21 protein-coding genes are annotated in these 21,838 nt (G+C 58.6%); 11 read left to right on the top strand and 10 right to left on the bottom strand.

The genetic code is table 11. From position 1 onward, the window contains the following. Nucleotides 1-52 precede the first annotated feature (52 nt). The 3 genes from KGB21_RS05125 to KGB21_RS05135 form a co-directional block, all read right to left on the bottom strand. Nucleotides 53-358 (bottom strand): XRE family transcriptional regulator, encoded by a 306-nt coding sequence (locus tag KGB21_RS05125; RefSeq protein WP_034147396.1) that lies wholly within the window; start codon nt 356-358, stop codon nt 53-55. Further along, nucleotides 351-716, bottom strand: coding sequence for a type II toxin-antitoxin system RelE/ParE family toxin (locus KGB21_RS05130; RefSeq protein ID WP_034147397.1), 366 nt, complete (start codon nt 714-716; stop codon nt 351-353). The genes KGB21_RS05125 and KGB21_RS05130 overlap by 8 nt, the downstream gene beginning before the upstream one ends. A gap of 199 nt (nt 717-915) precedes the next feature. Further along, complete coding sequence (locus tag KGB21_RS05135) at nt 916-1,581, bottom strand: peptidase M41 (RefSeq protein ID WP_223504022.1); 666 nt, start codon at nt 1,579-1,581, stop codon at nt 916-918. A gap of 154 nt (nt 1,582-1,735) precedes the next feature. Here KGB21_RS05135 and KGB21_RS05140 point away from each other — a divergent pair, with 154 nt between their 5' ends. From KGB21_RS05140 to KGB21_RS05185, 10 genes are all read left to right on the top strand, one after another. Next, on the top strand, nt 1,736-2,197 hold the full coding sequence (locus KGB21_RS05140) for an Lrp/AsnC family transcriptional regulator (protein ID WP_007980298.1): 462 nt from the start codon (nt 1,736-1,738) through the stop codon (nt 2,195-2,197). A gap of 231 nt (nt 2,198-2,428) precedes the next feature. Continuing rightward, nucleotides 2,429-4,111, top strand: coding sequence for a flavin monoamine oxidase family protein (locus KGB21_RS05145; RefSeq protein WP_034147399.1), 1,683 nt, complete (start codon nt 2,429-2,431; stop codon nt 4,109-4,111). Between the two features lie 12 nt (nt 4,112-4,123). After that, entirely contained in the window at nt 4,124-4,918 is a 795-nt protein-coding gene (locus KGB21_RS05150; protein ID WP_034147400.1) for a carbon-nitrogen hydrolase family protein, read from the top strand. A 38-nt stretch (nt 4,919-4,956) separates the two neighbouring features. Next, nucleotides 4,957-7,377 carry a pyrroloquinoline quinone biosynthesis protein PqqF gene (pqqF, locus tag KGB21_RS05155; protein ID WP_223504024.1) on the top strand — a complete coding sequence of 807 codons (2,421 nt, stop codon included), beginning with the start codon at nt 4,957-4,959 and terminating at the stop codon, nt 7,375-7,377. A 155-nt stretch (nt 7,378-7,532) separates the two neighbouring features. After that, nucleotides 7,533-7,607, top strand: a complete 75-nt coding sequence (gene pqqA, locus KGB21_RS05160) for a pyrroloquinoline quinone precursor peptide PqqA (RefSeq protein ID WP_009045898.1) — start codon at nt 7,533-7,535, stop codon at nt 7,605-7,607. A 74-nt stretch (nt 7,608-7,681) separates the two neighbouring features. Beyond that, complete coding sequence (gene pqqB, locus KGB21_RS05165) at nt 7,682-8,593, top strand: pyrroloquinoline quinone biosynthesis protein PqqB (protein WP_223504026.1); 912 nt, start codon at nt 7,682-7,684, stop codon at nt 8,591-8,593. Nucleotides 8,594-8,726: 133 nt separating this feature from the next. Further along, entirely contained in the window at nt 8,727-9,479 is a 753-nt protein-coding gene (gene pqqC, locus KGB21_RS05170; protein ID WP_034147403.1) for a pyrroloquinoline-quinone synthase PqqC, read from the top strand. Continuing rightward, the gene (gene pqqD, locus KGB21_RS05175) at nt 9,476-9,751 is read left to right on the top strand and encodes a pyrroloquinoline quinone biosynthesis peptide chaperone PqqD (RefSeq protein WP_008051583.1); all 276 of its coding nucleotides are present in this window, start codon (nt 9,476-9,478) and stop codon (nt 9,749-9,751) included. Before pqqC ends, pqqD begins: the two co-directional genes overlap by 4 nt. Next, nucleotides 9,744-10,898, top strand: a complete 1,155-nt coding sequence (gene pqqE, locus KGB21_RS05180) for a pyrroloquinoline quinone biosynthesis protein PqqE (RefSeq protein ID WP_223504173.1) — start codon at nt 9,744-9,746, stop codon at nt 10,896-10,898. The genes pqqD and pqqE overlap by 8 nt, the downstream gene beginning before the upstream one ends. Next, nucleotides 10,864-12,690, top strand: a complete 1,827-nt coding sequence (locus tag KGB21_RS05185; protein WP_223504028.1) for a S9 family peptidase — start codon at nt 10,864-10,866, stop codon at nt 12,688-12,690. The genes pqqE and KGB21_RS05185 overlap by 35 nt, the downstream gene beginning before the upstream one ends. A gap of 103 nt (nt 12,691-12,793) precedes the next feature. Here KGB21_RS05185 and KGB21_RS05190 read toward each other — a convergent pair whose 3' ends face one another. From KGB21_RS05190 to KGB21_RS05205, 4 genes are all read right to left on the bottom strand, one after another. Further along, a complete protein-coding gene (locus tag KGB21_RS05190; protein ID WP_034147407.1) occupies nt 12,794-12,952 on the bottom strand; it encodes a YqaE/Pmp3 family membrane protein in 159 nt (52 codons plus the stop codon). Between the two features lie 85 nt (nt 12,953-13,037). After that, on the bottom strand, nt 13,038-13,358 hold the full coding sequence (locus KGB21_RS05195) for a helix-turn-helix domain-containing protein (protein WP_034147408.1): 321 nt from the start codon (nt 13,356-13,358) through the stop codon (nt 13,038-13,040). Then, nucleotides 13,351-13,707, bottom strand: a complete 357-nt coding sequence (locus KGB21_RS05200; protein ID WP_223504030.1) for a type II toxin-antitoxin system RelE/ParE family toxin — start codon at nt 13,705-13,707, stop codon at nt 13,351-13,353. The genes KGB21_RS05195 and KGB21_RS05200 overlap by 8 nt, the downstream gene beginning before the upstream one ends. A 246-nt stretch (nt 13,708-13,953) precedes the next feature. Next, nucleotides 13,954-15,237, bottom strand: a complete 1,284-nt coding sequence (locus KGB21_RS05205; RefSeq protein ID WP_223504032.1) for an aspartate aminotransferase family protein — start codon at nt 15,235-15,237, stop codon at nt 13,954-13,956. A gap of 169 nt (nt 15,238-15,406) precedes the next feature. Between KGB21_RS05205 and KGB21_RS05210 the strand changes: the two genes are divergently transcribed. After that, the gene (locus KGB21_RS05210) at nt 15,407-16,336 is read left to right on the top strand and encodes a LysR family transcriptional regulator (protein ID WP_034147409.1); all 930 of its coding nucleotides are present in this window, start codon (nt 15,407-15,409) and stop codon (nt 16,334-16,336) included. 227 nt (nt 16,337-16,563) lie between these two features. On the opposite strand, the gene KGB21_RS05215 is transcribed toward KGB21_RS05210, so the two are convergent. The 3 genes from KGB21_RS05215 to KGB21_RS05225 all read right to left on the bottom strand — a co-directional run bounded on the left by KGB21_RS05215 (nt 16,564) and on the right by KGB21_RS05225 (nt 21,707). Continuing rightward, entirely contained in the window at nt 16,564-18,342 is a 1,779-nt protein-coding gene (locus KGB21_RS05215; RefSeq protein WP_034147410.1) for an acyl-CoA dehydrogenase C-terminal domain-containing protein, read from the bottom strand. A gap of 190 nt (nt 18,343-18,532) precedes the next feature. Continuing rightward, complete coding sequence (locus tag KGB21_RS05220) at nt 18,533-20,329, bottom strand: acyl-CoA dehydrogenase C-terminal domain-containing protein (protein WP_223504034.1); 1,797 nt, start codon at nt 20,327-20,329, stop codon at nt 18,533-18,535. A gap of 85 nt (nt 20,330-20,414) precedes the next feature. Continuing rightward, on the bottom strand, nt 20,415-21,707 hold the full coding sequence (locus KGB21_RS05225; RefSeq protein ID WP_034147412.1) for a GGDEF domain-containing protein: 1,293 nt from the start codon (nt 21,705-21,707) through the stop codon (nt 20,415-20,417). Nucleotides 21,708-21,838: the final 131 nt, after the last annotated feature.

Here is a 21,838-nt window from a genome sequence, read left to right on the forward strand (position 1 = left end):
ACAAGAAAGCCGCGCAATGCGCGGCTTTTTCGTGTCTGGAGGTTTTTATCGCTCAGTTGGCAAAGTTCTCGATCTTTACCTGGCCTTCGGGGAAGGTGGCAATGATTTCCAGCTCACCTCCCATGGCGCGGATGTAATTGCGCAGCGTGCTGATGTACATATCGGTTCGGCGCTCCATCTTGGAAATCGCCGCTTGGTTGACATGTAGCGTTTTGGCCAATGTGTCCTGGCTCAGTGCCTGAGCCTGCCGCAGTTCATGCAGCGGCATTTCTGCTCGTAGTTTCTGATGCAACGTGTTTACACGCGCTTGAGACTCAGGAGTACGCCGCTCCACTAAATCAGCAAATTTTTTAGCCATTGTCGTTGCCCTCTTTCTTCAATGCTTCCAAGTGCTCGTCGTACAGACGTTCGGCCAGCGGCACATATTCCTGATACCAACGATCTTGACCGCCTTTGTCACCACCGATCAGCAAGATCGCGCAGCGTCGCGGGTCAAAGGCATACAGCACACGGTAAGGCCTGCCTGCGTGTTGCACTCGCAATTCACGGAGGTTGCCATGTCGAGCCCCCTTGATATCGCTGGTATGCGGAAAACCCAAGTGCGGTCCGTCATCGCTCAGCAGCATGACCGTGGCCTGGACTGAGTCCTGCTCAGCATCGTTGAGGCGATCCCACCAGGCCTCAAACTCATCGGTATATTCAACGTCCCACTTCATACAAATATGCCACCAAGGGAATATAACCTCAAAGGAATAAATGTATGAGCTTCAATGGCCGTCCGACCAGCCTGATTTGGTTGGCAATTGTTAGCGTGAATTTCTGAAGCGTTTTTTGTGAATTCAACGGCGGCGCCGAGACGGCGTCGAGAAACTAGCGAAGAATTGGCAGGGGTATGAACCCCGAAAATTCGGGGTTTCAACATTCAAGGCGTGGCTTAAGCCCAACACTCATTGCGGGAATGGCCTGCACTGGACTCAACCGCTCCAGCATTTCACGCGTGAAAACGACCTCATAGGTATCCGCCGCTCTTCCCCATTGCTCAACGAGCAGCATGCCGTCGACCAGCGTCGCAGCCAATTCGGCAATCGTTTCGGCCTGATCCTCTATGATTTTTTGCGTCCGAATCCACACACCATCCGTCATCGCTTTTAGCTGCGAAGCTATGCGCTCAGACGACGCCGGGTCAGTATCGGGGTAGATGACGTTGCGCAGCAGATGCTGAAGCTCCCTGACTTTTGCGTAATCCTGTTCGGCCCCCTGCTCACCTTTGAGGATGGCTGTGGCTTTCGGCTTGTCGACGCGTTTTGCGGCTGAAGGTTTTGAAGGGAGTGTCTGAGCCATTGCGCCCGCAAGGAGCACCATGATCCGGGCTTCCAGATGCTCCTTCATGACTTCCATCGATGAAATGGGGCGCACCAGCGTAATGCAAGCCCCGCCCTGGTGGCGCAGATCCATGGTCACCGTCAGGGTCACGCCGCCCGTGGCAAAGCCCAGCGCGCGGGCCACGACGTAGTGGCCCATTTCGTGATGGGCGATCTGCAATGCGCGTTCGCGTACTGCGGTCGGTAGCTTTGTTGTCATGTCCTTCGCCTCGCGCCCTCGACTGCCTCAATCCTAGCCGATTTCCACACACGCTTTTACGCCCAACGAAAAGCCTCAGCCCTCACTCGCGAGCGTCGTGCAGAAACTGCCTGTAACATGCTTGCGCATCGATCCATGCCCTGGAGACACCGCTTTGCCAGACACCCGCCCGCCCGTTCTTGATGAAATCGACCGCCAGTTGATTGCGGCCCTGCAGATCAACGCCCGGGAAAGCGTGGCCATGCTCGCCCGCCAATTGGGCATCGCCCGTACCACCGTCACTTCGCGCCTGGCACGGCTGGAAAAGGCCAAGGTGATCACCGGTTACGGCGTTCGACTGGGTCAGCGCGTGGTCGATGGCGGGTTGCAGGCATACGTGGGCATCACCGTGCAGCCGCGCTCCGGGAAGGAAGTACTGCGACGGTTGAGCGCCATGGCTCAGGTGCAGCAGTTGTGTGCGGTGAGTGGCGAATTTGATTATGTGGCGTGGTTGCGCACGGACTCGCCGGAGCAGCTGGATCAACTGCTGGATCAGATTGGCAGCGTGGATGGGGTGGAGAAGACGACGACGTCGATCATCTTGAGTAGCAAGATTGATCGGGGGCAGCCGGTTTGATTGTTTGGCCCAGTCTTCATGGTTGTCTGGGCTGACGCCATCGCGAGCAAGCTTGCTCCTACAGAAGCCTCAATTGTCATATTGATTAGTACGCTCGTCATACCGATCAATTAATTAGCAAAACGACGACACTTTGCGTCTTATTAACGTGTTCTACGCTCTCTAGAATGGCTGGCATCTTTTCCTATACTCAGACGCGCACCCCGCGTCCGGTCGCCAGCAAGGTCAGCCATGAACAAGAACAATCGCCATCCTGCAGACGGTAAGAAACCAGTCACCATTTTTGGCCCGGACTTTCCTTTCGCCTTCGACGACTGGATCGAACACCCGGCGGGCCTGGGCAGTATTCCCGAGCACAATCACGGTGCCGAAGTAGCGATTGTCGGCGCGGGTATCGCCGGGTTGGTGGCGGCCTATGAGCTGATGAAGCTGGGCCTGAAGCCAGTCGTCTACGAAGCCTCGAAAATGGGCGGCCGTCTGCGTTCGCAAGCATTCAACGGGACGGATGGTATCGTCGCCGAGCTGGGCGGCATGCGTTTCCCGGTGTCGTCCACTGCGTTCTACCACTACGTCGACAAACTCGGTCTTGAGACCAAACCCTTCCCCAACCCGCTGACACCGGCCTCCGGCAGCACCGTGATCGATCTGGAAGGCAAGACCCATTACGCACAGAAACTGGCGGATCTTCCTGCACTGTTTCAGGAAGTCGCCGACGCCTGGGCCGACGCACTGGAAGCGGGCTCGCAGTTCTCTGATATCCAGCAGGCCATCCGCGACCGCGACGTGCCGCGCCTCAAAGAGCTGTGGAACACCCTCGTGCCCCTGTGGGACGACCGCACGTTCTACGACTTCGTCGCCACCTCCAAAGCGTTCGCCAAGCTGTCGTTCCATCACCGCGAAGTGTTCGGCCAGGTCGGTTTTGGCACCGGCGGCTGGGACTCGGACTTCCCCAACTCGATGCTGGAAATCTTCCGCGTGGTGATGACCAACTGCGACGATCACCAGCACCTGGTGGTCGGTGGTGTAGAGCAAGTGCCACAAGGTATCTGGCGTCATGTGCCGGAGCGTTGTGTGCATTGGCCCAAAGGCACCAGCCTCAAATCCCTGCATCGAGGTGCCCCGCGTTCTGGCGTGAAAAAAATCGCCCACGCCGCCGATGGCCGTTTTGCGGTCACCGACAACAATGGCGACACCCGCGAGTATGCCGCGGTGCTGACCACTTGCCAGAGCTGGCTGCTGACTACCCAGATCGAATGCGATGAAACCCTGTTCTCGCAAAAAATGTGGATGGCCCTGGACCGCACCCGCTACATGCAATCGTCGAAAACCTTCGTGATGGTCGACCGCCCGTTCTGGAAAGACAAAGACCCGGAAACCGGCCGCGACCTGATGAGCATGACCCTCACCGATCGCCTGACCCGTGGAACTTACCTGTTCGACAACGGCGACGACAAACCCGGCGTGATTTGCCTGTCGTACTCGTGGATGAGCGACGCGCTGAAAATGCTCCCGCATCCAGTGGAAAAACGCGTGAAACTGGCGCTGGATGCACTGAAAAAGATCTACCCGAAAGTCGACATCGCCGCGCGCATCATCGGCGATCCGATTACCGTGTCGTGGGAAGCTGACCCGCATTTTCTCGGGGCTTTCAAAGGCGCCCTGCCCGGCCACTACCGCTACAACCAGCGCATGTACGCGCACTTCATGCAGGACGACATGCCGGCCGAACAGCGCGGTATCTTCATCGCCGGTGACGACGTTTCGTGGACGCCGGCCTGGGTCGAAGGCGCGGTTCAGACTTCGCTCAACGCGGTGTGGGGCATCATGAAACACTTCGGCGGTGCAACTCACGCCGAAAATCCGGGTCCAGGTGATGTGTTCAACGAGATCGGACCGATCGCCCTGCCCGAGTAAGAGGAATCCGAAATGCGCGTAGCCCTTTACCAATGTCCACCGTTGCCTTTGGATGTCGCTGGCAATCTGCAACGCCTGCATCAGCTTGCACTGGAAGCCAAAGGTGCCGATTTGCTGGTGCTGCCGGAGATGTTCCTGACTGGCTACAACATCGGTGTCGATGCCGTCAGCGTGCTGGCGGAGGTGTACAACGGTGAGTCGGCGCAACAGATCGCGCGCATTGCCAAGTCTGCCGGGATCGCCATTTTGTATGGTTATCCCGAGCGCACCGAGGACGGGCAGATCTACAATGCCGTGCAGTTGATCGACGCCAATGGCGAACGCCTGTGCAACTACCGCAAGACCCACCTGTTTGGCGACCTCGACCGTTCGATGTTCAGCCCCGGTACCAACGAATTTCCGGTCGTGGAGCTCAACGGCTGGAAACTCGGTTTCCTGGTCTGCTACGACCTGGAGTTCCCGGAGAACGCCCGTCGCCTGGCACTCGACGGCGCCGAACTGATCCTGGTGCCGACGGCCAACATGATCCCGTTTGACTTCATCGCCGACGTCACCGTCCGCGCCCGGGCCTATGAGAACCAGTGCTACGTGGCCTACGCCAACTACTGCGGGAACGAAGGCGATATCCACTACTGCGGCCAGAGCAGCATCGCTGCGCCGGATGGCAGCCGTATCGCCCAGGCTGGCCTGGATGAAGCGCTGATCGTCGGTGAACTGGATCGCCAGCTAATGCTCGACTCCCGCGCCGCCAATCGCTACCTGATCGATCGTCGCCCCGAACTTTACGGCGCGCTGAACAAGCGCTAATCCGCTAGCATTGGCACTTCACTGTTCTGGAAGTGCCCATGCCTGCGCTGAATCACCCTCGCCCCCACACTGAAACCCTGGCCAACGGTCTGCGGGTGACGCTGCGTCACGCGCCTGATTTGAAGCGCTGCGCGGCGGCATTGCGGGTCGCCGCCGGTAGTCATGACGTTCCATTGGCCTGGCCCGGTCTGGCGCACTTTCTTGAGCATCTGCTGTTTCTGGGGACCGAGCGTTTTCCTGCGGGCCAAGGGCTGATGGCCTACGTTCAGGGTCATGGCGGCCAGGTGAATGCGCGCACCAGCGAACGAACTACCGACTACTTTTTCGAGTTGCCGCTCCAGGCGTTTGCGGGTGGGCTGGAGCGTCTGTCAGACATGCTCGCCCATCCGCGTATGAATTTCGACGATCAGCAGCGGGAACGGGAAGTGCTGCACGCGGAATTTGTCGCTTGGTCCCAGGATGCAACGGCGCAACAGCGGTTAGCGCTGTTCGATGGTCTTTCTGAAACGCATCCGCTGCGGGGCTTTCACGCCGGCAACCGCGATAGCCTGCCGGTGACGCAACCTGAGTTTCAGCAGGCGTTACAGGATTTCTATCAGCGCTTTTATCAAACCGGGCAGATGACCCTGAGCCTGGCAGGCCCGCAAAGTCTCGAAGAGCTGAAGGCGCTGGCCCAGGCATTCGCTGATGCCATGCCTGTGGGCAACACGATCGCTCAGCAAGCGCCTACACGGTTGATGGATTCTTCTGACAACACTTATCAACAGGCGAGCAAGCGCCGCTTGGATCTTCTGTTCGCCTTCGAAGCACTACCAGACTCATCGCCTGAAACACTGACATTTCTGTGCCATTGGCTGAACACCTCCAAACCCGGGGGGTTGCTGGCTGGCTTGCGTGCACATCGTTTGGCAGACCATCTGAAGGCAGAGCCGCTGTATCAGTTCGTCGGGCAAGCCTTACTGCACATCGAGTTCACAGTGCCAACCGATACGCCGGCAAGCGGAATTCGCGAACAATTGCTGGATTGGCTGGGCTTCTTCGCCCGGCAAGACTGGAGCGGATTGCGCGACGAATACGCGGCCCTGCTCCAACGCCAGCAGCAAGTCAGCGGCGCCCTGCAACTGGCTCGACTGGACATCGAACAGCGTGAGGCCGGGTTATCTGAACAAGGCGTCGCAGCCCTCAGTGAAATCCTGCAACAACTCGGCGCTGTGGATAACTTCACAGGTCAATGGCAACTGCCGACGCCCAACCCGTTCTTGCGTACCGAAGCGCCGGCGTCGAATGCCGGGTTGATTCGCGGCCAGACCAGCGCCCACCGTGGGCTGCGTACCTTTGCCCAGGATCGTTCACGCAGTCGCCGCGAGCGATCGCCGATGCACTTCAGCGAGGCGTTGCCGGGGAACAGCGCTGAAGGTGCGGTGTATTTGCGCTGGCGCCTCGTTGCAGCGCCGAGCACTCAACTGCAATCCAGTCTGGAAAAACATCTGCAACCGCTGCGCGAAGAGGCCCATCAGGCGGGTGTCGATTTTTCCTTCTGTGCATCGGGCAACGAATGGCTATTGAAGATGACCGGACTGCAGGAACCGATGCCCATGGTCCTGGAACATGCGCTGAAATGGCTGGCAAACCCCGATGTCGATTTTCCACAGGATGAACCGCCGCTGATGCCGATCCGGCAACTGCTCAAGGCATTACCTGCTCACTGCCTTGACCGCACCGCAGACTCGGACGACCTGCGACAAATCTGGTCGAGTGCACGCTGGGATGGGCTGGCAGTGAGTCTGTCCGCTCAAACCCAAGCCACAATGGGCCTGGCATTGAGCCGCATACCTGGCACGCCGGACAATCAGCTCACGTCTGCGCCCTCGATTCGCGGGGAACATCTCTGGAGCACCCTCGATACAGGCTCCACAGAACACGCGTTGTTGCTGTTTTGCCCTACAGCCTCTGCGGACATCGCCGACGAAGCCGCATGGCGTTTACTCGCACACATCTGTCAGACGCCTTTCTACCAACGCTTTCGGGTGGAGTTACAACTGGGTTATGCGGTGTTCAGCGCCCTGCGCCAGATGCACGGGCAAACCGGGCTGCTCTTTGGCGTACAGTCCCCGAGCGTTGCGCCTGTGGAGTTGCTGCAACACGTCGAGCAGTTCCTCAACGGGTTGCCGGAACTGATCCGCACGATTGATGACGAGAGTTTCATCGCCCTGCGCAACGCCTTGGCCGATCAATTCGCCAGTGCGGCAATGCCCACCGTCCAGGCCGCCGAACTGCTCTGGCAGGGCAAACTGGCTGGCCGCTCGTCGGATTATCTGACTCTGCTGCCAGAGGCGATCCTGCAAACAGATCGTTCGGCACTGATGGTCGCGGCCCAACGTTTGAATCAAGCCGAAGGCGGCTGGCGCTGCCTGTCCAACAGGGCGTGCCCCGGCGCACCTTGGCAAGTGACAAAATGATCATTACCGAGGCTGCAATTTACTTTCTCGAACATTTGCAGCCAATTAACCTGAAATTTTAAGTAACATAGCTGCCTAACTATCTGAACATCTCCCGCTGGAGGTGGACTATATGTATAGACCTCAACTGTCCCATCACCTGAAGGAGCGCTCCCATGTCCTGGTCCAAACCGGCTTACACCGACCTGCGTATCGGCTTTGAAGTCACCATGTACTTCGCAAGCCGCTAAGTTTGTCTTGTGGTTTCAACGCCTCGGTTATCCCGAGGCGTTTTTATTTTCAGCGTTGAAATGATGGTGCCCCCATGTATGTCCAGATTCTAGGTTCCGCCGCCGGCGGTGGTTTCCCGCAATGGAACTGCAACTGCGTGAACTGCGCAGGTTTTCGCGACGGCAGCCTGAATGCCAAGGCGCGTACCCAATCGTCCATCGCGATTTCCGATGACGGCGTGAATTGGGTGCTTTGCAACACTTCGCCGGACATCCGCGCCCAACTCCAGGGTTTCGCGCCGATGCAACCGGGCCGTGCGCTGCGTGATACGGGGATCAGCGCGATCATTCTGATGGACAGCCAGATCGACCACACCACTGGCCTGCTCATGCTGCGCGAAGGTTGTCCGCATCAGGTCTGGTGCACTGACATGGTCCACGAAGACCTGAGCACCGGGTTCCCGCTGTTCACCATGTTGACCCACTGGAACGGCGGCCTGAACTGGAACCGTATCGAACTCGACCAGAGCTTCAGCATCCCGGCCTGCCCGAACCTGCGTTTCACCCCGTTGCCCCTGCGCAGCGCCGCGCCGCCCTACTCGCCGCATCGGTTCGACCCGCATCCGGGCGATAACATCGGCCTGATCGTTGAAGACATCAACACCGGCGGCAAGCTGTTTTACGCACCGGGCCTGGGCAAGGTGGATGCGCCGTTGCTGGAAATCATGGCCGGCAGCGATTGCCTGCTGGTGGACGGCACGCTGTGGGACGATGAAGAAATGCAGCGCCGCGGTGTCGGCACCCGCACCGGTCGGGAAATGGGTCACCTGGCGCAGAATGGCCCTGGCGGCATGCTCGAAGTGCTGGAGCAGTTGCCCGAACAGCGCAAGGTGCTTATCCACATCAACAACACCAATCCGATTCTTGATGAAGATTCGCCAGAGCGGGCGGAGCTGGATCGGCGCAAGGTTGAAGTGGCGTATGACGGCATGAGTATTGTGCTGTAGCGGATGCCCCCATCGCTGGCAAGCCAGCTCCCACAGTTTTTTGAAGTTCACAAAACCTGTAGGAGCTGGCTTGCCAGCGATGACGTCCGATCAGACACCAAAGAACCCACCGGTTTTACTCCGGAGAACCGCAATGACCGACACCCCAATGTCCCCCACCGAATTCGAAGCCGCCCTGCGCGCCAAGGGCGCCTATTACCATATTTATCACCCGTACCACGTGGCGATGTACGAAGGCCGGGCGACCCGCGAGCAGATCCAGGGCTGGGTCGCCAACCGTTTTTACTATCAGGTGAACATCCCGCTCAAGGACGCCGCGATCCTCGCCAACTGCCCGGACCGCGAGATCCGTCGCGAGTGGATTCAGCGTCTGCTCGATCATGACGGCGCTCCCGGCGAAGACGGCGGCATCGAAGCGTGGTTGCGTCTTGGTCAGGCGGTCGGTCTCGACCCCGATCAACTGCGCTCCCAGGAACTGGTGCTGCCCGGCGTACGTTTCGCCGTGGACGCCTACGTTAACTTCGCTCGCCGCGCCAGTTGGCAGGAAGCCGCCAGCAGCTCGCTGACCGAGTTGTTCGCGCCGCAGATCCACCAATCGCGCCTGGACAGCTGGCCGCAGCATTACCCGTGGATCGACCCGGCCGGCTACGAATATTTCCGCACCCGTTTGGGCCAGGCACGCCGCGATGTCGAGCACGGCCTGGCGATCACCTTGCAGCACTACACGACGCGGGAAGGCCAGGAGCGCATGCTGGAAATTCTCCAGTTCAAACTGGACATTCTTTGGAGCATGCTCGATGCCATGAGCATGGCCTACGAACTCAACCGCCCGCCGTATCACAGCGTGACCGAACAACGGGTCTGGCATAAAGGAATCACCTTATGAGTTTCGATCGCAGCAAGACGCCGACCTGGCGTCCCGGCTATCGCTTCCAATACGAACCGGCGCAAAAAGGCCACGTGCTGCTGTATCCGGAAGGCATGATTAAACTCAACGAAAGCGCCGCGCTGATTGGCGGTTTGATCGATGGCGAACGGGATGTCGCGGCCATCATCGCCGAACTCGATCAGCAATTTCCCGGCGTACCGGAGCTCGGTGACGACATCGAGCAATTCATGGAGGTTGCCCGTGCTCAGCACTGGATCGAACTTGCCTGATCACGCGTCAGACAAGTTACCGCCCAAACCGGAAATCGGCCTGCCGCTGTGGCTGCTCGCCGAGCTGACGTATCGCTGCCCGCTGCAATGCCCGTATTGCTCCAACCCGTTGGACTTCGCCGAGCAGGGTAAAGAACTCAGCACCGAACAATGGATCAAGGTTTTTCGCGAAGCGCGGGAGATGGGCGCAGCGCAGTTGGGCTTTTCCGGTGGTGAGCCATTGGTGCGCCAAGACCTCGCCGAGCTGATCTTCGAAGCGCGCAAACTGGGTTTCTACACCAACCTGATCACCTCCGGCATTGGCCTCACCGAACAGAAAATCAGCGACTTCAAAAAGGCGGGACTGGACCACATCCAGATCAGTTTCCAGGCCAGCGACGAGCAAGTGAACAACCTGCTGGCCGGCTCGAAAAAGGCCTTCGCGCAGAAACTGGAAATGGCCCGTGCGGTGAAAGCCCACGGTTATCCGATGGTGCTGAACTTCGTGACCCATCGGCACAACATCGACAAGATCGACCGCATTATCGAGTTGTGCATCGCCCTTGAGGCCGACTTCGTCGAGCTCGCCACTTGCCAGTTCTATGGATGGGCGCAGCTCAATCGTGTCGGGTTGTTGCCGACCAAAGAACAACTGGTGCGCGCCGAACGCATCACCAATGAATACCGCGCCAAACTCGAAGCCGAAGGGCATCCCTGCAAGCTGATTTTCGTCACGCCGGATTATTACGAAGAGCGCCCGAAAGCCTGCATGAATGGCTGGGGCAGTATTTTTCTGACAGTTACGCCAGACGGAACCGCACTGCCCTGTCATGGCGCCCGACAATTACCGGTACAGTTTCCCAACGTGCGCGACCACAGCATGCAGCATATCTGGTACGAATCGTTCGGCTTCAACCGTTTTCGTGGCTACGACTGGATGCCCGAACCGTGCCGCTCTTGTGACGAGAAGGAAAAAGATTTCGGCGGCTGTCGCTGCCAGGCGTTCATGCTCACCGGCGATGCGAGCAACGCCGACCCGGTGTGCAGCAAGTCGCACCATCACGGCGTGATTCTCAAGGCCCGCGAAGAAGCCGAACACGCGACTCAGACCATCGAACAACTGGCCTTTCGCAATGAACGAAACTCACGACTCATCGCTAAAAGCTGAACCTTTCAGCGCCGCCAAAGCCGTCGCGGCCGGCATCGACTTTGCCGAATTGCAGGCCGGTGCCCATGGCCTGTTCTGGAATGAATACCGACCGGAGGATGCCGCTTGCCGTATCTGGCATTGGGGTGATGGCGTAGCGAATTGTCTGACGCCAACTGGCTTCAGTGTGCGCAGTCGGGTGTACGAATACGGCGGTGGCGCGTTTTGTCTGACCGATGACGGGGTGGTTTTCGTCAACGAGGCAGACCAGCAGCTGTATCGCCAATCGCTGCACGGCGAAACACCCGAGGCGCTGACTTCGGGGCGGTGCCGTTACGGCGATTTGCAGTTCGCCAATGGGCAGGCGCTGGCGGTCGAGGAAAACCGCGATCAGCATCGATTGGTGGCGTTCAATCTGGCTGATGGCGCGCGTCACGTACTGGCCGAAGGTGCGGATTTTTACGCGGCACCGACACTGAGTCCGGATGCCCGGCGCTTGGCCTGGATTGAATGGAGTCGCCCGGAACAGCCATGGACCGCGACCCGCTTGATGGTTGCTGAACGCCAGGACGATGGCCACTTTGCCCCTCCCCGCTGTGTCGCCGGTGATGAAGCTCAAGAGTCTCTGCAACAACCTCGGTTCGATGACAGCGGCCGTTTGTTTTGCCTGACGGATCGCGGCGGCTATTGGCAGCCCTGGGCGGAGTCCGAAAAAGGTTTAAGCCCTCTACCAAGCGCCGCCGCCGACCACGGCCCCGCACCCTGGCAGCTCGGTGGCTGCACTTGGTTGCCGCTAAACGACGGCAGTTATCTGGCCAGTTGGACGGAAGGCGGTTTTGGCCGACTGGGCTTGTGCGGCGCCTCGTGCGAAGACTTCACCGGGGACTACAGCCGTTTCCGCCATCTCGCCCTGGATGAGCAATTCATTTACTGCATCGCCGCGTCGCCGATCAGTTCATCGGCCGTTATCGCCATCGACCGCCAGACTCGTCAGGTCAAGGTACTGGCCGGCGGCATTGCGCCATTGCCTGCAGAACAGATCAGCCGCCCGCAAACCCTGCGCTATCCAAGCGGCACGGGCGAAGCTCACGGCTTCTTCTACCCGGCGATGACCGGCGAGGCGAGACCGCCCTTGGTGGTATTCATCCACGGCGGCCCGACCTCGGCGTGCTATCCGATGCTCGACCCGCGCATTCAGTACTGGGCGCAACGAGGTTTCGCCGTCGCGGACCTCAACTATCGCGGCAGCAGCGGCTATGGCCGGGCTTATCGCCAAGCGTTGCATTTGAGCTGGGGCGACGTCGATGTCGAAGACGCTTGCGCGGTGGTCAGCCACCTCGCCGAGCGCGGACTGATCGACGGAGACAAAGCGTTCATTCGCGGCGGCAGTGCCGGCGGTTACACCACGCTGTGCGCGCTGGCGTTCCACAAGGTTTTCCGCGCCGGCACCAGTCTTTATGGGGTTAGTGACCCCGTCGCCCTGGGTCGGGCGACTCACAAGTTCGAGGGCGATTATCTGGATTGGCTGATCGGCGATCCGGTACAGGATGCCGAGCGTTATGCCGATCGAACGCCCCTACTGCATGCGAGCAACATCAGCGTGCCGGTGATCTTCTTTCAAGGGGAACTGGACGCCGTGGTCGTGCCGCAACAGACTCGCGACATGGTCGAGGCATTGCAAAAAAACGGCATCCTGGTCGAAGCGCATTACTACGCGGACGAGCGTCATGGCTTCCGCAAGGCCGGCAATCAGGCCCATGCGCTGGAGCAGGAATGGTTGTTTTATCGGCGGGTGATGGGGAAGGCTGGCTGAAATCGGTGTTGTTCCAATCGCTGGCAAGCCAGCTCCTACAAAACGGTGATTCCCTGTAGGAGCTGGCTTGCCAGCGATCACAATTTATCTGACGCTACAAAACTCAGCGCTTGGCGATGATGTATACCGCATGCACGATCCCCGGAATGTAACCGCACAACGTCAGCAGAATATTCAGCCAGAACGCCCCGCCAAACCCCACCTGCAAAAACACTCCCAGTGGCGGCAATAGAATGGCGATGATGATGCGAAAGAAATCCATGGGGTCAGCTCCTGATTGAGGTCGGCTCGTGCGAGCCTTACAAACAATCGACCTGTGCCGTTGGTCAGGGTTCAGCCAAACTTATCTAGGCCAATATTTCCAAGCCATGTTTCTGGACAATGCTCAGCAGCTTCAATGCCATGCCACTGGGGTGTTTAGCCCCCGCTTCCCATTGCTTGACTGTGGAAGCGCTGGTGTTCAGGTAACGCGCAAACACCGGCTGACTGACATTGTTGCGCTCGCGTAGCGCCTTGATCTGCTCCGCCGGAATCGCGTCAGGCACCGTTGCAAGACATGACTCGTCGAATTCGCGCATGGTCGCTTTGCTGATCGCGCCGATGGCGTACAAGGCACTGGCCGATTCATGGATCGATTCCGCTACTTCACTTTTGAATTTTTTACTCATGATGTATCTCCACAAACTCCTTCATATCCAGCAAATGCTGGACTTCCCACTCAGTCAGCCCTCCATATGTCTTGGCCAACTCGCGTAAGTCAGTCAATTGCTTGGGACCAATATTGCTCTGGTCTTTCTTGGCATACAGAAACTGATAAACCCAGAAACGGCTGCCCTTGGCCAGGATAATCGAACGATGGCGATTGGCATTCAAACGCTTCTTCCACACCCCGCCGCCTAGATTGTCCGCCTGCCCATTGAGTGTTTCGGTGAATGCTTCCCGAAGCTCGTCATCACCAATCCAAGCCTTACCGGCCAGCACCGCAAAGCGCTTTGTCTTGAACAACCTTACTGACATCGGCATCCCTTCCAAAAACATACCACCCAGTGGTATAGATTTCAAAACCAGTTTTTCAATGGTTCACTGACACCGACACTCCTTGCCGGCGCTATCTAAAAAACCACCAACTCAAGCGTTCCTCAAGCGCCGAAATACGTTTGGCAAAACCCAGCCACAAAAAAACGCCCCACGCCAAAAGAATCAGGCCTGGGGCGATGCGTTATACCGCGAGACGGTTCCGGAATTTGTGTAGGGCGCGTCTGATCAGACGGCAATCCCTTTTCGGCACTGCAATTGCGCGGTGCGCACACGGGAGAAGGCGCGGGCCAGGCGCAGGAGCATTTCGTCGATGTTGGTTTTGCTGACGGTCAGTGCCGGGGTGAAGCGCAGACAATCGGGTTGCGGAGCGTTGAGCAACAGGCCTTCGTACAAAGCCGCTTTGACTACAGCGCCCGCCGAATCGTCGGACAGCGTCAGCCCCCAAAGCAGCCCTTGACCGCGTAGTTCACCGTGGTCATAGCGATGGGACAACCGCTGCAAGCCTTCGCGCAGGTGCTGCGCGGATTCCTCGACATGTTCGATAAATCCCTTGTCCTGCACACTACCGAGTACAGCCAGACCTGCCGCCGTCATCAGTGCATTGCCGTGATGAGTGCCAGTCATTTCGCCCGTGTCGAAGCAACATGCCTTACCTCGCGCCAGCAATGCCGCCAACGGCACGCCACCGCCCAACCCTTTGCCGAGCACGACGATATCTGCGCGCACGCCGTAGGACTGTTCCGCAAGCAAGGTGCCGCAGCGACCGATGCCGGTTTGCACTTCGTCGAAGATCAGCAAAATGCCGAGTTCACGACACAGGCGCTCGACCCCTTTGAGGTAATGCGCCGTGGCCGGAATCACCCCGGCATCGCTCTGGATCGGTTCGAGCATGATCGCGACAGTCTGCGCATCCACCGCCGCGTGCAACGCCGGAAGGTCGTTGAACGGCACATGGTTGAAGCCCGGAAGCTGCGGCTCGAATCGGTTGGTCAGCGTCGAACTGTCCGACGCCGAAATCGTCCCCAGACTACGACCATGACAGCCGTTATTCGCGACGATGATCCGCGAGGCGCCGCCGCGATGCTGTTGACCCCATTTACGCGCGAGTTTGATCGCCGCTTCGCAGGCTTCGCTACCCGTATTGAGCAAATACGCCTGGTCGCTTCCAGTGCTTGAACACAGGCGCTCGGCGAGGTTGAGCATGCCGCGGTTATGCAGGCCGAAGCCGGGATTGATCAACGACTGGGCCTGCGTCGAGATCGCGTCGACCAGCGCCTTGGGGCTATGACCGAGGCTGTTTGCCCCGCCACCCTGTGAGAAATCCAGATAGGCGCGGTCGTCGCTGTCCCACAACCATGAACCCTGGCCGCGGACAAAAACCTGTTTCGGCCGCTCGACACCGGGCATCAGACACTCGCTTGAAAGGTTGTCGTCCCTGGATGGAAAGAAAGCATCCTCCAGCAGATCATCCAGACTCGGAGAATGACGACGCAGGTTGAACAGACTCATGCGTTCAACCCTCGATTGAGGTTTTTTGCCTTACCTATGTAAACACCATCGAAGCAAACGGTATTCATCGCGTTCTTTGGCCCTGTAAGCCTTGTGAATGCGGTTAGACTAGGCGCTGCCACGGCGTTGAGCCATTTCGATTTCCGAGCATTTTCGATAAGCATTACTTATGGATTTCAAGCAACTGCGTTATTTCGTCGCGGTGTATGAAGAAGGTCATGTCGGCCGCGCTGCCGAGCGCCTCTCCATCTCGCAACCGGCGCTGTCCCAGCAGATCCGTCACCTCGAACAAAACCTCGATGTGAGCCTTTTTGAACGCAGCAGTAAACGCCTGTTGCCGACCTTGGCGGCCCACACGCTGTACAACCACGCCCTGCCCTTGCTGGATGGATTGCAACGAGCGCGCGAGGCACTGGGCAACTTCAAGGGGCAAGCGTTGCGAACGCTGGCCATTGGCGTGTTGCAAACGGTGCATACCAGCCTGGTGCCGCAGATGCTCGAACGGGTGCGCAAGGCGCAACCGCATCTGGTGGTGCAAATCTATGAATTGACGGGCCTGGAGATCGAGCGTCGACTGCTCAATGGCTCGCTGGACATCGGCATCAGCTACCTGCCGCCAAGGCAACCGGGGCTGCATGGTGTGATGTTGTACGAAGACGAGCTGACCCTGGTCATCCCGGCGGACCATCCACTGCGGGAATTCAAGAAAGTGTCCATGAGTCAGGCGGCCGAGTTGCCGATGTTGCTATTGGGTGAAGAGTTTCAAGTGCGGCAGATTTGGCAATCGCAGTTGGCCAACCTCGGGCGACGGCCGCAGGTCCAGGCCGAACTGAACAACATGGCCGGGATTCTCGACAGCTTGCCGCACACACGGTTGGCGACTGTGCTACCTGGTCGCTCGCAAAAGGCGCATGGCAATGAAGATCTGCTGTGGAAACCCCTGAGCGAACCGCGGGTGCCGTTGAAAGTCGGATTGGTGTGTCGCGATGTGCAACGGCAACAGGCCTCATTGGCGTTGTTGCAGACATTGCTGGAGGAAGTGATGAATCGGCCTGATGAGCGCTTGAACAGCCCGCCGGCGCTGGATGGGCTGAGCTGAATACTTTTTCGCAGGCATAAGAAAACCCCGCCGAAGCGGGGCTTTGCAGACTGTTTCCCTGACATCCATTTCACTCCGCCACCCTGGCAGAATCCTACGTGTCCGTGTTGTTGCTTTGCGCTTCCTGCGCTACGTCCATGTGAAGTAGATTAGCCGTGGATCCAATCTGCTTCTATGGGAGAACAGCAGCACGTCATGTAAGAGAATGCTTACATGACGTTACATTGTCAGAACTGTGCGGCGTCCAGTAGGAACAGCGACTCGCTACCGGCTTTCACCGACGCGCTCAACGAGTGAATCCGCGGCAGCAGGCGAGCGAAATAGAACCGCGCGGTACCCAGTTTGCTCGCGTAGAAATCGTCCTGCCCTTCTTTGCCGAAAGCCGCTTTGGCCATCAGTGCCCACATGTAAGCGTAAGCCGTGTAACCGAACGCTTGCAGATACTCGACCGACGCCGCGCCGATTTCATTCGGGTTGGATTTGGCCCGATCCAGCAGCCACGCAGTCAGTTCGTCGAGGGTGGTGACGGCATCGTTCAGTGGCTTGGTGAACTCCGCCAGGTCAGCGCTCGCGGTGGCGGTGAAGTGACGAATTTCGTCAGCGAACAGGTTGTAGAACGCACCGCCGGTGCCGACGATCTTGCGACCCACCAGGTCCAGCGCCTGAATGCCGTTGGTGCCTTCGTAGATCTGAGTAATGCGCACGTCGCGTACCAGTTGCTCCTGGCCCCACTCACGGATGTAACCGTGACCGCCGAACACCTGCTGGCCGTGAACGGTGGTTTCCAGACCCAGGTCGGTCAGGAACGCCTTGGCCACTGGCGTCAACAACGCCACCAGATCTTCCGCGCGTTTGCGGGTGGTGGCGTCTTCGCTGAACTTGGCGGTGTCCAGTTGCATGGCCACGTAAGTCGAAAAGGCACGACCGCCTTCGTTCGAAGCTTTCATGGTCAGCAGCATGCGACGCACGTCCGGGTGGACGATGATCGGATCGGCCACTTTGTCCTTGTTCTGCGCGCCAGTTGGCGAACGGCTTTGCAGACGATCACGAGCGTATTCAACAGCGTTCTGATACGAGCGCTCGCCGGTCGCCAGACCCTGGATACCGACACCCAGACGCTCGTAGTTCATCATGGTGAACATCGCCGCCAGGCCTTTGTTCGGCTCGCCGACCAGATAACCCACCGCTTCATCGAAGTTCATCACGCAAGTGGCGGACGCCTGGATGCCCATTTTGTGTTCGATCGAGCCACAGTTGGCCGGGTTACGCGCGCCCAGGCTGCCATCGGCGTTGACCATGAACTTCGGCACCAGGAACAGCGAAATACCCTTCGGACCGGCCGGTGCGTCTGGCAGTTTGGCCAGCACCAGGTGAATGATGTTTTCAGTCAGGTCGTGTTCGCCACCGGTGATGAAGATCTTGGTGCCGCTGACCTTGTAGGAACCGTCGGCCTGAGGCTCGGCCTTGGTGCGGATGATGCCCAGGTCGGTGCCGGCGTGTGGCTCGGTCAGGCACATGGAACCGGCCCAGACACCGGCGTACATGTTCGGCAGGTACGCGGCCTTCAGTTCTTCGCTGGCGTGGGCGTTGATCGACAGACATGCGCCGGCGGTCAGCATCGGATACAGACCGAACGATAGGCTGGCCGAGTTGACCATTTCTTCGACCTGCGCCGAAACCGCCTTGGGCATGCCCATGCCGCCGTAGGCTGGATCGCCACCGACGCCGACCCAGCCGCCTTCAGCGTAAGTCTGATAAGCCTGTGGGAAACCTGCCGGCGTGGTGACGGCACCGTCCGCCCAGTGGCAACCTTCTTCGTCAGCCGCACGGCTCAGGGGTGCGATGCTTTTGCTGGTGACCTTGCCGGCTTCTTCAAGAATGGCTTCGACGGTTTGCGCATCAACGGTCTCAGCCAGTGCAGGCAACTCGGCCCAGAGTTTGGCGACCTCGAAAACTTCATTGAGGACGAAGCGCATATCGCGCAGGGGCGCTTTGTAGTCAGCCATGGCAAACCTCGCAAGATCTAAACAGGTGATTCATAGGAATGGTGTTTTCGTTGGGCCCGAGTGTAACCCAACAACTTTTGCGACACATAGGGTCAGCCAGTGACCGTTTTGTAATGTTTGGTCACTGACTATTTAGTCATAAAAAAAGCCCGCAGTTTCGCGAGCTTCCTTTGTGATTCATTTTAAAAGACTAAAGCGCGAACAACTCCGCGGGCAGCTTCATCAGGCAATCGCTGCCTGCCTCGATTGCTGCCCGATGAGCGGCAGTACGTGGTAGCAAACGCTTGAAGTAAAACTCGCTTGTCGCCAGTTTAGCCTTATAGAAATCGGCATCACCGCTGCCCGAATCCAACTGAGCCTGCGCCACCAACGCCATGCGCAACCACAAGTAGCCGAGGATGATGTAACCGCTGTACATCAGGTAATCGACCGACGCGGCGCCCACTTCATCCGGATTTTTCATCGCGGCCATGCCGACTTTGGTGGTCAGCTCGCCCCACTGCTGATTCAGCTCATTAAGTTGCGCCACATAACTGGCCAACTGCGGATGCTCAGCGTTCGCCGCACAAAACTTGTGAACGACTTTGGTGAAGCCGCGCAGCAGTTTGCCCTGACTGCCGAGCACTTTACGCCCAAGCAAGTCCAGCGCCTGAATGCCGTTGGTGCCCTCGTAAATCGGTGCGATCCGGCAGTCGCGAACCAGTTGTTCCATGCCCCATTCACGAATAAAGCCGTGGCCACCGAACACCTGCATACCGTGGTTCGTTACCTCCAGACCGGTCTCCGTCATGAAGGCTTTGCAGATTGGCGTCAGGAACGCCAGCAAGTCTTCAGCGTCCTGGCGCGCCGTTTCATCCGCGCTCAAGTGCGCAACGTCCAGCAACTGCGCAGTGAAGTAAGTGAGCGCGCGATTGCCTTCGTTGAAGGCTTTCATGGTCAGCAGCATCCGCCGCACATCCGGATGCACGATGATCGGGTCGGCGGCTTTCTCCGGCGCTTTCGGGCCGGTCAGAGAGCGCATCTGCAAGCGGTCGTTGGCGTATTTTATCGCGCCCTGGAAACTCGCCTCGCCCAGACACAAACCCTGCATGCCGGTGCCCAGGCGTGCATGGTTCATCATGGTGAACATGCAGTTCAGGCCCTTGTTCGGTTCACCGATCAAAAAGCCCTTGGCCCCGTCAAAGTTCAGCACGCAAGTGGCCGACGCCTTGATGCCCATCTTGTGCTCGATCGAGCCGCAGGAAACGCCATTGCGCTCACCCGCTTCACCTTCGGCGTCGGGCAGGAACTTGGGCACGATAAACAGCGAAATGCCTTTGGTCCCGGCGGGTGCGTCCGGCAGTTTCGCCAGTACCAGGTGAATGATGTTGGCACTCATGTCGTGCTCGCCGGCCGAGATGAAAATCTTGCTGCCGGAGATCGCGTAACTGCCGTCGGCCTGAGGCACGGCGCGGGTTTTGATGATGCCCAGGTCGGTACCGCAATGGGCTTCGGTCAGGCACATGGTGCCGGTCCATTGGCCGGCGGTGAGTTTGCTCAGGTAAGTTTGTTTCTGTTCTTCGGTGCCATGGGCGTGAATCGCCGACATGGCGCCGTGAGTCAGGCCCGGATACATGCCCCAGGAAGTGTTGCTGGAACCGACCATTTCGCTGATGACCAGTCCCAGTGAGCTCGGCAGCCCCTGACCACCGTATGCAGGATCAGCCGCCAGACCATGCCAGCCGCCCTCAACGTATTGTGCGAAAGCCTGCTTGAAGCCTGTAGGCGTTGTTACTACGCCGTTGTCGAAATGGCAGCCTTCTTCGTCACCGCTGCGGTTCAGCGGGGCCAGAACGTTCTCACAGAATTTCGCGCCTTCTTCGAGGATCGCACTGACCATGTCCGGGCTGGCGTCAGTAGCCCCCAGCGCCGCGTAGTTGCCGTGAAAATCGAAGACTTGGTCGATCAGAAAGCGCATGTCGCGCAGGGGAGCTTTGTACTCGGGCATGGTCATTCTCCGTCAGCAGATTGCTCCAACCTACTGCCGGTGACCACACCCCACAATCACAGTCCAGACGCTGAATGCGCCATCATCACTCAACCGTAGCGGCGTCCATCCGAACAGCGCCCCGGCGGTTCTGACCGAACGCCATCACGCAGTTTCGCCCGGCGCCTTTGGCGCTGTAGAGCGCCTGGTCCGCAGACTTGAGCACCTCTTCGGGCGTGCGCTGCTCAAGGCGTTCGGCAACGCCGATACTGACGGTGACCGACACGCTCGAAGCATGTGAACCGGAGCGACGCTGCCTACCCTGACTATCATCCTGCGGGCGGCTGTCCTGATTACGCAGGTGGATGTTGTAGGTCGCGATGGATTCGCGGATGACTTCCAAGTGCGGCATGCACTCTTCGAGGGTCTTTCCTGCAAACACCAAGGCAAATTCCTCGCCGCCGTAGCGATACGCCTTACCGCCACCGCCGATTTTCGACAGCTTGCTGGCGACCAGTCGCAGCACCTGGTCGCCGACGTCGTGACCGTGGGTGTCGTTGAATTTCTTGAAGTGGTCGACGTCGCTCATGGCCAACACATAATTGCGCCCCAATCGCTGCATGCGCTCGTTCAAGGCGCGGCGACCCGGCAGACCGGTCAGCTCATCACGGAAGGCCATTTGATAAGCCTCGTGGGCCACGGCTGCAGCGATCATCAGCATCACCTGGCTGCACATGATGTTCAGAGTGAACGGCAGGATGAAGGTTTTCGGCAACATCCAGAACAACCCGAGTAACCCGACCAATTGCGCGGCATGCAGCGGTCGCGGGTTGCGCCAATACTGGTACGCCAGCAACAGGAACGCAGCGATGAACACCGGGTAGGACAACTGGATCAGACTCATCCACGCGCCGTGCAATGCCGGCCAGCGGATCTCCGACAGCCAAATCAGTAACGGCTGGGGATAACTTTGCTCAAGCCCCAACGCCACGCTGCCCACTGCCAGCAACACGGCGAAGCGCGCCACCATGTCCTGGAACAGATGCGTACGCTCCTGCCACGCCGCGAATACGCCAAACAACAGTGGCAACAACAGGCAACACAGGTGAAAGACCACCGCGGCGTCTTCGCGCACCTTGCCGTTATCGCGGTAATAGTCGGTCTGGGTGTCGAGCAGGAAGTAGGCGATGTACACCGTGACCATCAGAAAAAGCTCACGCTGACGTCGGTAAACCGCACAGTAAGCACCACCGAGCAACAGCACCAGGGTTGGCAGCACGTTGAACAGCGACGTGAAGAACACATTCAGATCCTTGACGTACGCAGCCGCAAGGCCCGCCAGCAACAGCAGCAACGACGGCAGGAAATGACTGAAACGTACAGCGGAAGAACGCGGCAAGGGTAAAGCTCCGACCGTCATAGCAATTGATGGCATTGTGCCCATCACTTTAACGGCAGAACGCCTGATTTGCTGAGCGTTTTGCTGAGGTATTTTTTAAAACGGCGTCGCTGGCGTATTCAGGGTCGCCA

This window comes from Pseudomonas sp. GL-RE-29 (genome assembly GCF_019947275.1).
GTDB lineage: Bacteria > Pseudomonadota > Gammaproteobacteria > Pseudomonadales > Pseudomonadaceae > Aquipseudomonas > Aquipseudomonas fluorescens_A.

Bases quoted from the DNA above. Each gene is read 5' to 3' on its own strand.
- KGB21_RS05205 (WP_223504032.1), bottom strand. From the start codon at position 15,237: ATGAGTCTGTTCAACCTGCGTCGTCATTCTCCGAGTCTGGATGATCTG.
- KGB21_RS05200 (WP_223504030.1), bottom strand. From the start codon at position 13,707: ATGTCAGTAAGGTTGTTCAAGACAAAGCGCTTTGCGGTGCTGGCCGGT.
- KGB21_RS05130 (WP_034147397.1), bottom strand. From the start codon at position 716: ATGAAGTGGGACGTTGAATATACCGATGAGTTTGAGGCCTGGTGGGAT.
- KGB21_RS05190 (WP_034147407.1), bottom strand. From the start codon at position 12,952: ATGGATTTCTTTCGCATCATCATCGCCATTCTATTGCCGCCACTGGGA.
- KGB21_RS05125 (WP_034147396.1), bottom strand. From the start codon at position 358: ATGGCTAAAAAATTTGCTGATTTAGTGGAGCGGCGTACTCCTGAGTCT.
- KGB21_RS05210 (WP_034147409.1), top strand. From the start codon at position 15,407: ATGGATTTCAAGCAACTGCGTTATTTCGTCGCGGTGTATGAAGAAGGT.
- KGB21_RS05220 (WP_223504034.1), bottom strand. From the start codon at position 20,329: ATGCCCGAGTACAAAGCTCCCCTGCGCGACATGCGCTTTCTGATCGAC.
- KGB21_RS05150 (WP_034147400.1), top strand. From the start codon at position 4,124: ATGCGCGTAGCCCTTTACCAATGTCCACCGTTGCCTTTGGATGTCGCT.
- KGB21_RS05145 (WP_034147399.1), top strand. From the start codon at position 2,429: ATGAACAAGAACAATCGCCATCCTGCAGACGGTAAGAAACCAGTCACC.
- pqqF (WP_223504024.1), top strand. From the start codon at position 4,957: ATGCCTGCGCTGAATCACCCTCGCCCCCACACTGAAACCCTGGCCAAC.
- pqqC (WP_034147403.1), top strand. From the start codon at position 8,727: ATGACCGACACCCCAATGTCCCCCACCGAATTCGAAGCCGCCCTGCGC.
- KGB21_RS05195 (WP_034147408.1), bottom strand. From the start codon at position 13,358: ATGAGTAAAAAATTCAAAAGTGAAGTAGCGGAATCGATCCATGAATCG.
- pqqD (WP_008051583.1), top strand. From the start codon at position 9,476: ATGAGTTTCGATCGCAGCAAGACGCCGACCTGGCGTCCCGGCTATCGC.
- KGB21_RS05215 (WP_034147410.1), bottom strand. From the start codon at position 18,342: ATGGCTGACTACAAAGCGCCCCTGCGCGATATGCGCTTCGTCCTCAAT.
- KGB21_RS05185 (WP_223504028.1), top strand. From the start codon at position 10,864: ATGAACGAAACTCACGACTCATCGCTAAAAGCTGAACCTTTCAGCGCC.
- pqqB (WP_223504026.1), top strand. From the start codon at position 7,682: ATGTATGTCCAGATTCTAGGTTCCGCCGCCGGCGGTGGTTTCCCGCAA.
- KGB21_RS05135 (WP_223504022.1), bottom strand. From the start codon at position 1,581: ATGACAACAAAGCTACCGACCGCAGTACGCGAACGCGCATTGCAGATC.